General features: G+C 72.4%; 9 protein-coding genes. 7 read left to right on the top strand and 2 right to left on the bottom strand.

The window, feature by feature from the left end:
* Nucleotides 1-62: 62 nt before the first annotated feature.
* Nucleotides 63-1,652 (bottom strand): FAD-dependent monooxygenase, encoded by a 1,590-nt coding sequence (locus tag ABZ721_RS40520; protein ID WP_358793856.1) that lies wholly within the window; start codon nt 1,650-1,652, stop codon nt 63-65.
* A gap of 190 nt (nt 1,653-1,842) precedes the next feature.
* Between ABZ721_RS40520 and ABZ721_RS40515 the strand changes: the two genes are divergently transcribed.
* Genes ABZ721_RS40515 through asnB form a run of 3 tightly spaced genes read left to right on the top strand, consistent with a single transcriptional unit; the run spans nt 1,843 to nt 4,711 of the window.
* Entirely contained in the window at nt 1,843-2,304 is a 462-nt protein-coding gene (locus ABZ721_RS40515; protein ID WP_358793855.1) for a DUF1772 domain-containing protein, read from the top strand.
* Complete coding sequence (locus ABZ721_RS40510) at nt 2,301-2,834, top strand: hypothetical protein (RefSeq protein WP_358793854.1); 534 nt, start codon at nt 2,301-2,303, stop codon at nt 2,832-2,834. Before ABZ721_RS40515 ends, ABZ721_RS40510 begins: the two co-directional genes overlap by 4 nt.
* Nucleotides 2,831-4,711, top strand: a complete 1,881-nt coding sequence (gene asnB / locus ABZ721_RS40505; protein WP_358793853.1) for an asparagine synthase (glutamine-hydrolyzing) — start codon at nt 2,831-2,833, stop codon at nt 4,709-4,711. Before ABZ721_RS40510 ends, asnB begins: the two co-directional genes overlap by 4 nt.
* An 81-nt stretch (nt 4,712-4,792) precedes the next feature.
* Here asnB and ABZ721_RS40500 read toward each other — a convergent pair whose 3' ends face one another.
* Complete coding sequence (locus ABZ721_RS40500) at nt 4,793-5,308, bottom strand: hypothetical protein (RefSeq protein ID WP_358793852.1); 516 nt, start codon at nt 5,306-5,308, stop codon at nt 4,793-4,795.
* Between the two features lie 216 nt (nt 5,309-5,524).
* On the opposite strand from ABZ721_RS40500, the gene ABZ721_RS40495 reads away from it, so the two are divergent.
* The 4 genes from ABZ721_RS40495 (at nt 5,525) to ABZ721_RS40480 (ending at nt 10,821) form a co-directional block, all read left to right on the top strand.
* On the top strand, nt 5,525-7,153 hold the full coding sequence (locus tag ABZ721_RS40495) for an FAD-dependent monooxygenase (RefSeq protein WP_358793851.1): 1,629 nt from the start codon (nt 5,525-5,527) through the stop codon (nt 7,151-7,153).
* Nucleotides 7,154-7,187: 34 nt separating this feature from the next.
* Nucleotides 7,188-8,750 carry an MDR family MFS transporter gene (locus tag ABZ721_RS40490; protein ID WP_358793850.1) on the top strand — a complete coding sequence of 521 codons (1,563 nt, stop codon included), beginning with the start codon at nt 7,188-7,190 and terminating at the stop codon, nt 8,748-8,750.
* 3 nt (nt 8,751-8,753) lie between these two features.
* Nucleotides 8,754-10,274, top strand: coding sequence for an FAD-dependent monooxygenase (locus ABZ721_RS40485; protein ID WP_358793849.1), 1,521 nt, complete (start codon nt 8,754-8,756; stop codon nt 10,272-10,274).
* A gap of 175 nt (nt 10,275-10,449) precedes the next feature.
* The gene (locus ABZ721_RS40480) at nt 10,450-10,821 is read left to right on the top strand and encodes a SchA/CurD-like domain-containing protein (RefSeq protein ID WP_358793848.1); all 372 of its coding nucleotides are present in this window, start codon (nt 10,450-10,452) and stop codon (nt 10,819-10,821) included.
* The last annotated feature ends 95 nt before the right edge of the window (nt 10,822-10,916 follow it).

The following is a 10,916-nucleotide window of genomic DNA, read 5'->3' as shown; positions in this document are numbered from 1 at the left end:
TCGGCTACGGCGAGGACACCGCCAACCAGTCGCGGCGCGGGATCTTCGCCTGCGCGTACGGGTCACACGGCGCGCGAGTGCGCCGCCCGGGACAGGGCGTCGGCCAGGACCACGGCCGGATCGGCGACCGGGCCGCGGCTGCGCCAGGCGATGAACCCGTCGGGACGGATCAGCACCGCGCCGCCCCCGCCGACCCCGTACGCCGTGCCGAAGCCGGCGCCGGCCGGCTGCGCCAGCACCCCGATGCCGGAGCGGGCGGCCAGCGGCCCGGCCGCGGCCAGCCAGGCGCGGCCGTCGTCGGTGCTGCCGTCGGCCAGCAGCACGAAGTCCCGGGCGATCAGGTCGTGCAGCGGTACCGGGCTGCCACCGGGCCGCTCGATCATGAAGTGCGGGGCGCGGGTGCCCGGTGTCCCGGTCGCCAGGTGCGGGTCCTCGAAGACCGCCCCGTCGTCGGTGCCGTCCGGATCGGGCAGCACCGCGTTCGAGCGGTAGCGCTGGCCGAACAGGACGGTCGGCTCGGGCCGGTGCCGGGCGGCGATCTCCTCGTCGAGCCCGTTGCGCTGCAGATAGCGGATGACGCCCTGCTCGACGGTGAACTCCGCGACCGGCAGCCGCTCCGGCTCGTAGCTGTCCAGCAGCGAGGGCCTGGCCAGGCCGCGCAGCACCAGGGCGAGCTTCCAGGAAAGGTTGTGCGCGTCCTGGATGCCCATGTTGCCGCCGAAGCCGCCGGTCGGCGGCATCACGTGCGCGGCGTCGCCGGCCAGGAAGACCCGGTCGTGGCGGAAGCGCTGCGCCACCTTGGCGGCGATCTCCCAGTCCTGCCCGGACTCCACCTCGACGTCGAGGTCCGGTACGCCGACCGCCGCGCGGATCAGCGCCAGGCAGCGTTCGGTGGTGTAGTCCGCGGCGGACTCGTCCGGCTGCAGGCTGACCGCCAGGCACCACCGGTGGGTGTGCGGATCGAGCTGCCCCAGCACGCCGTGCACGTCGGCGTTCTTGACGAAGCACAGGAAGAACTCGCGGCCGGCGACCAGGGAGGTCAGGTCCGCGTGGAAGATCATGATGAGCTGGCGGCCGAAGGCGCCGGGACCCTCCGCCTTGATGCCGAGCCCCTCCCGGATCGGACTGCGGTTGCCGTCCGCCGCGAAGAGGTAGTCGGCGCGTACGTCGTGCTCCTCGCCGGTCTCCACCGAGCGGATCCGGGCGGTGACCCCGTCCTCGTCCTGGGTGTAGCTCACCATCTCGGTGCCGAACCGGATGTCGGCGCCCAGCTCCTCCGCCCGGCGCTTGATCACCGGCTCCAGGCGGTCCTGGCCGATCAGCGTCCAGCCGGTGGCGCTGACGCCCTGCGGGTCGGCCGGGAACGGGCCGTCGAACCAGCCCAGTTCGGGGCCGGCCAACGACTCGACCTGCATGATGTTGCCGTACTGCGCGTTGGGAGTCTCCGCGGCCCGTACGTCCGCCTCCAGCTGAAGCGCCCGCAGTATCTCCATGGTGCGCGGGCTGGCGGCCTGGGCGCGCGGCTGCACCGACACGGTGCGGTGGCGCTCCACCACCAGCGGTGAGAATCCCTGGTGCGAGAGGAAGAGAGCGGCCGACAGGCCCACCATGCTTCCGCCCACGACCAGCACGGGTGTCCGTTCCTCGGCCATGCACAGCCCCCTTGACAGGTGATCGGGTGGGGTCCACTGAACGGCTCGGGGCTCGGTGCGCGGTGGAGCACCGCTCGGGACCCGATCGCCGCCGCGGCCCGGATTCGACCGGTCTTCCAGCACCCGCCGAGATGCCTTTGGGACGTTCCCGGGACCTGACCGTGGTCCCACAGTCGAGAGAGGGATGAGCATGGTGTTGCTGCAAGTGCTGAGCGTCGCCGTGATCCTGGGCACCGGCATCGTCGCCGGGGTGCTGTTCGCCGTGGCGATCAGTGTCATGCCCGCATTGATCGCGATGCCGGCGGACCGATACATCACAACGCACAGACTCCTGGGCCGCCGCTACGACCACATCATGCCGTACATCGTCACGAGTTCGGTGGTCGTCGACGTCTTCGCGGCCTTCAGGACCGACTCCTCGGCGAGCCGGTCGCTGTTCGCCACCGCGGCGGTGTTCATGGTGGGGGTCGCGGTGGTCTCCCAGACCCGCAACGTGCCCATCAACAACCGGGTCAAGAGCCAGGACGAGAACAACCTGAGCCCGGACTGGCAGGACCCGCGCCTGCAGTGGCGCAACTGGCACGCGGTGCGCACCACGTTCGCGATCGTGGCACTGGTGCTGACCGCCGCGGCCGTGGCGGTGCTGCGATGAGCGCCGACGGCCGGCCCGTGATCGAACTGGGGCGCCCCGGCGACGAGGGGCTGCCCGACAACGCGGCGGTCATCGCCGCCCTGTCGTCCCCGACCCCCGGGCCCATGGCACAGCGGTTGCTGCTGCTGCACTTCACCGGCCGGCGCACCGGCCGCGCGTTCACCATCCCGGTGGGCGCCCACACCCTCGACGACCAGCTGGTGCTGGCCACGTCCGGCACCTGGCGGCACAACTTCGCCGGCGGCGCGGACGCCGAGATCACCTGGCAGGGCGCCCGGCGGCCCGCGCACCTGGAACTGGTGACGGAACCGGTCCGGGTCGCCAACAGCTACCTGCGGCTGATCCGCCTGTACGGGCCCGCCGCGCAGCGCCGGCTCGACCTCACGATCAACAGCGACGGCCCGCCGACCACCGCGGACCTGCGGGACGCCGTCGAGCGGTACGGGCTCAGCCTCATCGACGTGCGGCTGCTCGCCCCCGGGCCGTCCGCTCCCGCGCACCCCGCAGCACCGGAGAGGACCAGGGCATGAGTGGAATCGTCGGCTGGGTCGACTACCAGCGCAATCTGTCCGGCGAGGCGCCGGCGCTGCGCGCGATGGCGGACACGCTGAACCATCGCGGCGGTGACGGGGAGGGGCAGTGGCTCTCCCAGCACGCCGCCCTCGCGCACCGCAGGTTCGCGGTGCTCTCCCCCGCGGACAGCCGGCAGCCGGTGATCGCGGACCACCACAGCGAGCCGCTGGCGGTGGCCCTGCTGGACGGGTCGATCTTCAACTTCCGCACGCTGCGGACCGAGTTGGAGGGACGCGGGCACACCTTCCGCTCCGGCGGCGACGCCGAGGTGGTGGCCCGGGCCTACCTGGAGTGGGGCAAGTCCTTCGCGGAACGCCTGGAGGGCGCCTTCGCGGTGGCCGTGTGGGACGTGCTGCGCCAGGAGCTGCTGGTGGTGCGCGACCGGCTCGGCATCAAGCCGGTCTGCTTCGCGCGCACCGGACCCGACTCCACCTCCGGTTTCGTCTTCGGCTCCGAGCCCAAGGCGCTGCTCGCCCACCCGGCGGTCGACCCCGTGGTCACCGCCGACGGCCTGCGCGAGGTCTTCGCGCACGGCAAGAAGCCGGGCACCACGGTCTTCCGCGACATCACCGAGGTACGCCCCGGGCACCTGGTGCGGGTGCACTCCGGCGGGGTGGCCGAGGAGCGCTACTGGGGGCTGACCGCCCAGCCGCACACCGACTCGCTGGCCACCACCGTGGACACCGTCCGCGGGCTGCTGTCGGAGTCGGTCGGCCGGCACCTGGTCGCCGACGTGCCGATCGCGGCGCTGCTCTCCGGCGGCATCGACTCCAGCGCGCTGACCGCGCTGGCGGCCGGGGCGCTGCGGGAGCAGGCCCGCGGGGCGATCCGGACCTTCTCGATGAACTTCGCCGGCTACACGGAGAACTTCGAGGTGCACCCCACGATGCGGGCCACCCCGGACTCCCCGTTCGCGACGATGGTCGCCGAGCACGTCAACAGCGACCACACCGAGATCCTGCTCGACACGGCCGCGCTGTCCGACCCGGCGGTGCACGCCCAGGTGATGCGCAGCCAGGACACCCCCTCGCCGCTGGGCGACATGGACGTCTCGCTCTACCTGTTCTTCCGGGCGCTGCGCGAGCAGGCCAAGGTGGTGCTCTCCGGGGAGACCGCGGACGAGGTCTTCAACGGCTACTTCTGGGCGTACGACCCGAAGCACGCCAACTCCCAGACGTTCCCCTGGGTGAACTTCGAGCGCGGTCACGACACCGCGGTCGGCGGCCTGGGCACCGCCCTGCTGGACCGGGGGCTGCGCGAGCGGCTGGACTTCATCGGCTACGCGGACGGGCACTACCGCGAGGCGGTCGCCGAGGCGCCGCGGCTGGCCGGCGACTCGCCGGCCGAGCGCCGGGCGCGGGAGATCACGTACCTGACGCTCACCCGCTGGGCGCCCACCCACCTGGACCGGGCGGACCGGATGAGCATGGCGGCCGGTGTGCAGCTGCGCGCCCCGTTCTGCGACCACCGGCTGGTGGAGTACGTGTTCAACGTGCCCGCCGAGATGAAGCGGGTGAACGGGCAGGAGAAGAGCCTGCTGCGGGCGGCCGTCTCGGACCTGCTGCCGGAGCCGGTGCTCAACCGCCGCAAGAGCGCCTACCCCACCACGCAGGACGTGGAGTACGGCCGGTTCGTGCACGCGCGCTTCACCGAGCTGGCGGCCGACTCGTCCGCCGCCGTCCAGCCGCTGCTGGACCAGGCGGCGACCAAGGCGGTGCTGGCCCAGGACACCACGCCCGAGGGCGCGTTCGCCTGGGTGGAGCGGGCCAACCTGGAGATGGTGCTGCAGCTGGACACCTGGCTCACCGAGTACGGGGTCCAGCTCAAGCTCTGAGCGGCGAGGGCGGGCGGACGAAGGGCCGGTCACCGGGTGTCCCCGGCGGCCGGCCCTTCGCATCCCCCGCTCTCAGGTCTCTCAGGTGTCGACGCCGACCCGGGTGCCGTTGATCGCGTCACCGGTGTGGGTGTAGACCTGCGTGCCGGCCGGGTCGTAGATCGCCACGTTCGCGGTGCCGGCCCAGTAGGTGTCGGAGCTGAACGTGCCGTTGCCCCACATGTGCGCCTGACCGGTGTACGCCCCGGTGGCCGGGTCGGTGTTCAGGATGTGGAAGTTGTAGACGAAGGAGTTGCGCCCGGTCGACGACCAGTTGCCCATCCCGATGTTGGCGGCCGACACGTGCATCACCAGGACCAGGCCGTCGGAGGTGAAGGCGGTCAGCCCCGGCGCGAAGGTGTCGAAGTGCTGCAGCTGGATGGTCCAGGCGCCGGGCAGCCGGCGCTCCACCGCGTTGGCCGCCCTGGCGGGCGCGGTACCGGTGTGCGCTGAGGCTGCCGGTGCGGCCAGCATCCCGATCGCGGCGGCCGACAGGCCGAGCGTCCCCGCCGCTCCGGCCCTTCTGACGATGTCTCTGCGGGCTATCGCATCCGTCATGTCCAGATCCCCCTGGGTGGCTCAAATGTGATGTTCCGGGTCCCGGCAACCTCTCAGGGGCTACTGGAGTTCGCATCGAAACGCACTGGAGTACGAGGTCAGCGGGGCTCGACCCACCTTCTAGGCACCGCTGTCACGATCACCCGCGACAGCTCCACAGAGAGACCCGAAAAGGCCCGCAGAGGTACTGAAGAGGCCCCGAGAGGGAGAAGTCCTATGAGCGATGACCGGGTACCGGTCCTGATCGTCGGCGGCAGCCTCGTTGGCCTGTCCACGGCGCTCTTCCTGGCCGGGGAGAAGATCCCCTGCCTGCTGGTCGAGCGGCACCCCGGCACCTCCGTCCACCCCCGTGCGGTGGGGTACTACCCGCGCACGCTGGAGATCCTGCGCGCCGCCGGGCTGGAGGAGACCGTCCTGCAGGCCGCCGCCGGCTTCAAGGACCACACGCTGCGCGCCGGCCTGGAGTCACTGACCGGGCAGGTGTTCTGGAGCCGCGACGAGCTGGCCGGCGGCGACGAACTCGACGACCTGACGCCGAGCCGGATGGTGCTGCTGCCCCAGGACCGGCTGGAGCCGCTGCTGCGCAGCCGCGCCGAACTCCTCGGCGCCCGTACGTCCTACGGCACCGAGCTGGTCTCCTTCGAGGCCGACGCGACCGGCGTCACCTCCGTGCTGCGCGACCGCGCGAGCGGCACCGAGCGGACCGTGCGCAGCGACTACCTGGTGGGGGCCGACGGCCCGCGCAGCCTGGTCCGCGAGACGCTGGGCGTGCCCCGGCACGGGCGCGGGGTCATCTCGCACCAGCTGAGCATGGCGTTCACCGCGCATATGCGCGAGGCCCTGGACGGGCGCCGGTTCAGCGTCGCGCACGTGCAGAACGACGAGGTGACCGGCATCCTCGTGCACGACGACACCCTCACCGAGGGCACGCTGGTCGTCGCGTACAACCCGGCCGAGGGCGACAGCCTGGACGACTTCACCGACGAGCGGTGCGCGCACCTGGTGCGCGCCGCGATCGGCGTGCCGGACCTCGAGGTGCGCATCCGCTCCCGCTTCCCGTGGGAGATGGCCGAGTTCGCGTCCGAGGAGTACCGCCGCGGCCGGATCTTCCTGGTCGGCGACGCCGCCCACGTGATCCCGCCGACCGGCGGCTACGGCTCCAACACCGGGATCGCCGACGCCCACAACCTCGTCTGGAAGCTCGCCTCGGTCATCCGCGGCACCGCGGGCGCCGGGCTGCTCGACAGCTACGACGAGGAGCGCAGGCCGCTGGGCGACTTCGTCGCCAACCAGGGCGCGCTGGAACTCGCCGTCCGCTCCAACACCGCCACCGACGAGCAGAAGGCGCAGATCGCGGACCCGCTCGCCGTGACGATGGGGTACCGCTACGTCTCCGGCGCGGTGCTGAACGGCTCGGCCGACGACAGCGCGCAGCCGCCCGCGGTCCTCGACCCGCGGACCACCGGCGGCCGGCCCGGCACCCGCGCGCCGCACCTGCTCGTGGAGAGCCAGGGCAAGGAGGTCTCCACGCTCGACCTGTTCGGCGGCGGCTTCACGCTGCTGGCCGGCGAGGACGCGGACCCGTGGTGCACGGCGGCCGGCTCCGCCGCCGACGAGCTGGGGCTGCGCCTCGCGGTCCACCGGACCGGCGGGACGCGCGGCCAGGTGCTGCGCCCGGTCACCGGCGACTTCGCCGAGGCGTACGGGGTCGGCCCGCAGGGGGCGGTGCTGGTGCGCCCGGACGGATTCGTCGCCTGGCGCAGCCACGGCTCCGCCGACTCCTCCGGCGAGGACCCCGGGGCGATCGGCACCGCACTGCGCCGCCTGCTCGCCCGCGCCAGCTGACCGACCGCTCCCGAAGCCCCCGAAAGGAACGGCCGTGGCCGCCACTCCGATCCCCCGGCACATCAAGCTCGTCCTGGCCGGTCTCATGCTCTCGGTCTTCATGGGCATGCTCGACGGACAGATCGTCGCGACCTCCCTGCCCAAGGTCGTCACCGACCTGGGCGGACTCAACCTGTTCGCCTGGGTGACCACCGGGTACATCATCGCGGCCAGTGTGATCACGCCGCTGTCCGGCAAGCTCGGCGACCTGTTCGGCCACAAACGCGTGGTCATGGGTTCCATCGCGGTGTTCATGACGGGCTCGCTGGCCTCCGGCCTGGCCCGCTCGATGCACCAGCTCATCGCCTTCCGCGTGGTGCAGGGGCTGGGCGCCGGCGGTCTGGTCACCGGCGTCTTCGCGATCCTGGGCGCGCTGTTCAGCCCGCGCGACCGGGCGAAGTACCAGAGCTACTTCGCCGCCAACTTCGCCGTGGCCGCGCTGGCGGGCCCCGCCGTCGGCGGCATCCTCTCCGACCACCTCGGCTGGCGGTGGGTGTTCTTCATCAACCTGCCGATCGGGATCGCGGCCCTGCTGATGCTCGGCCTGCTGCTCAAACTGCCGGTCGTCAAGCGCGACCCGGTCGTGGACTACCCGGGGATCGCGCTGCTCAGCGGGGCGATCGTCACCCTGATCCTGTTCGCGAGCTGGGGCGGCTCCCGGTACGGCTGGGGCTCCCCGGTCATCATCGCGCTGGGCGTGGCGACCGTGCTGATCGCGGGGGTGTTCATCGCGGTGGAGCGCCGGGCCGTCGAGCCGGTGATCCCGCCGCGGCTCTTCCGGGACTCGACGTTCGCCATCTGCGTCGCCCTCGGCGTCATCGGCGGCGCCGTCTTCCTCGGCTCGGTCAACTTCCTGGCCCTGTTCGCCCAGGGGGTGACCGGCGCCAGCGCCACCGTCTCCGGGCTGGTGCTGCTGCCGATGATGTTCGGCCTGGTCGCCAGCACGATGATCACCGGACAGGTGATCTCCAGGACCGGCCGGTACAAGTGGTTCCCGGTGGCGAGCATGGCCGTCGGCCTGGTGGGCGTGTCCCTGCTGGCCACCATGACCGCCGACACCAGCCGGGCGGTGGCCTGCCTCTTCATGATCCTGCTGGGGATCGGCTCCGGCCTCTCCCAGCAGGTCCTGACCCTCGCCGCGCAGAACTCCGCCCCGCTGCGGGACATCGGCGCCATCACCGGGACCGTGACACTGGCCCGGCAGGCCGGCACCGCGCTCGGGCTGTCGGTGTTCGCGACCATCTTCTACACCCGGCTGGGCCACCAGCTGCCCAAGCACCTGACCCCGGCCATGGAGGCGGAGCTCGCGGGCCGGGGCGGCACCTCCTCGCTGGCCTCCACCCACGGCCTGTCGCCCTCGCTGGCCCACGCCGTGTCCAGCGCCTACGCCGACGCGCTGACGCCGGTCTTCGTCGCCACCGTCCCACTGCTCGCGACGGGCCTCGTCATCGCCCTGTTCCTCAAGAACGTCCCGCTGCAGAAGGCCGAACGCGGCGCACCCGCCGCCGGCCGGCCGCAGCCCCAGCTGGCCCACGCCAACGAACCGGACAAGGACTGACCTATGGCAACACCACATGACGTCGACGTGATCATCGCCGGTGGGGGGCCGGTGGGTGTCTTCCTGAGCGCGGAGCTGCGCCTGGCCGGCATCCGCAGCGTGGTGGTGGAACGCCTCGCCGAACGCAGCCCCCACTCCAAGGCGTTCGGCCTGCACTCCCGCTCGATGGAGGTACTGGACCGGCGCAACCTCATCGACCGGTTCACCGAGGGAGCCCGCTCCTGGAGCAACGGCCACTTCGCCGGCCAGGACGTCTGGATCGACTTCAGCGTGCTCGACAGCAGCCACGCCTACGCCCTGCTGGTCCAGCAGACCCGGACCGAGGAACTGCTCGAGGAGCACGCGCTGCGCTCCGGGGTGGAGATCCGCCGCGCCCACGAGATCACCGGCGTCGAGCAGGACGAGGACGGGGTCACGGTCCAGGTCACCGGCGGCGGCGCGGACTACGCGCTGCGCGCCCGGTACCTGGTCGGCTGCGACGGCGGCCGCAGCCTGGTCCGCAAGGCGGCCGGCATCCCCTTCCCCGGCCAGGGCGGACGGGTCACCGCCCGGCTCGCCGACGTGGTCCTGGCCGACGGCGAGAACGCGCCGATGGGCATGGAGCGCACCGAGAACGGCCTGCTGTTCTGCGTCTCGCTCGAAGAGGGGGTGCACCGGGTCGCGACCTTCGACTACACCGAGGAGGGCCGCAAGAGCCCGGACGAGACGCTGACGCTGGAGGAGTTCCAGGACAGCATGCGCAAGGTCTGGGGCACCGACCTCGGCGCCCACGACGCCCGCTGGCTGTCGTGGTTCACCGACTCCGCCCGGCAGGCGGAGTCCTACCGGCACGGCCGGATCCTGCTGGCCGGCGACGCCGCGCACACGCACTTCCCGGTCGGCGGGCAGGGGCTCAACCTCGGCCTGCAGGACGCGTTCAACCTCGGGTGGAAGCTCGCCGCGGAGATCAACGGCTGGGCGCCGGAGGGACTGCTCGACACCTACAACGCCGAGCGCCGGCCGCCGGCCGAGGGCGTCATCGGCAACACCCTGGCGCAGATCGCGCTGATGAACCCGGACCCGATCGTCACCCCGCTGCGGGACATGTTCAACCAGCTGATGCAGCTGCCGGACGTCAACCGGTTCCTGGCCGGCATGATCGCCGGGGTGGACGTGAAGTACCCGCCGCAGGGCGGCACGCACCACCCGCTGGTCGGCGACTTCGCCCGCGACACGGTGCTCAAGGGCGCCGACGGCGACGTCCACCTGGCGCACCTGCTGCACGACGGCAGGCCGGTCCTGGTCGACCTCGCCGGACAGCCGGAGACCGCTGCCACGCTCGCCCGCTGGGCGGCCACGGCGGGCGCCGGCGACCGGGTGCGTTCCTTCACCGGGACCGCCGAGGCGGTCCCGGACCTGGGCGCGCTGCTGATCCGCCCCGACGGCTACGTCGCCTGGGCCGCGGACCGCGACGCCACCCCCGGCGAGCTGGCGGACGGGCTGTACCTGGCCCTGTCGACCTGGTTCGGACGGCCCGCCGTCTGACCCGGACGCAGCCGCACCGATCGTCCCCGGCCCCCGCGCGAACCCTCGTGCGGGGGCCGAGCCGTACTCCAGTGGTGCGAGAGCGCGAGGGTGACCATAGGGGCCGGGGCCGCTCCCGGCCCCCAGCGGCGGGCCCCCGCCCGCCGGATCCCCCTCACCGCCTCGGAGGCCGCCCATGCCGTTCGCCGCCATCACTTACGACATCAAGGCCGGTTACGACAAGGAGATCGGGGAGATCTTCGGCGGCTTCCGCCGGGTCGGTTCACCCGTCGTCAAGGGCGGCGACGGCGAGGAGACCACCCGGATCCTCGCCACCGCCGTGTTCATCCGGGACGCCACCATGGTCCGGGTCATCGAGTACGAGGGCGACCTCCAGGACGTCGCCCGCTTCATGGCCTCCCAGCCCGGCGTCCAGGAGGTCGAGCGCAAGCTCGCCCCCTACCTCACCCGGCCGCGCGACACCGGCACGCCCGAGGGCTTCGTCGCCACCTTCAACCGGAGCCTGCTCACCTGCCTGACCCAGATCTCGGCGCGCGACGCGTCCTGACCGGCGCTCGGCGCGCCGGCCCGCACCGCCGGCGTGCTGACAGGGCGGCGGCCCCGGTCTGGCCTCCCTCGCGCCCCGGGACACGCTGCGGCTCA

Origin of the sequence: Streptomyces sp. NPDC006733, from assembly GCF_040636125.1 — a bacterium.
Taxonomy (GTDB): Bacteria; Actinomycetota; Actinomycetes; order Streptomycetales; family Streptomycetaceae; genus Actinacidiphila.
This window is presented reverse-complemented; position numbering and strand designations above follow the sequence as displayed.

Coding starts and splice junctions, on each gene's coding strand:
- ABZ721_RS40515 (WP_358793855.1), top strand. CDS start 1,843: ATGGTGTTGCTGCAAGTGCTGAGCGTCGCCGTGATCCTGGGCACCGGC.
- ABZ721_RS40485 (WP_358793849.1), top strand. CDS start 8,754: ATGGCAACACCACATGACGTCGACGTGATCATCGCCGGTGGGGGGCCG.
- ABZ721_RS40495 (WP_358793851.1), top strand. CDS start 5,525: ATGAGCGATGACCGGGTACCGGTCCTGATCGTCGGCGGCAGCCTCGTT.
- ABZ721_RS40500 (WP_358793852.1), bottom strand. CDS start 5,308: ATGACGGATGCGATAGCCCGCAGAGACATCGTCAGAAGGGCCGGAGCG.
- asnB (WP_358793853.1), top strand. CDS start 2,831: ATGAGTGGAATCGTCGGCTGGGTCGACTACCAGCGCAATCTGTCCGGC.
- ABZ721_RS40520 (WP_358793856.1), bottom strand. CDS start 1,652: ATGGCCGAGGAACGGACACCCGTGCTGGTCGTGGGCGGAAGCATGGTG.
- ABZ721_RS40480 (WP_358793848.1), top strand. CDS start 10,450: ATGCCGTTCGCCGCCATCACTTACGACATCAAGGCCGGTTACGACAAG.
- ABZ721_RS40510 (WP_358793854.1), top strand. CDS start 2,301: ATGAGCGCCGACGGCCGGCCCGTGATCGAACTGGGGCGCCCCGGCGAC.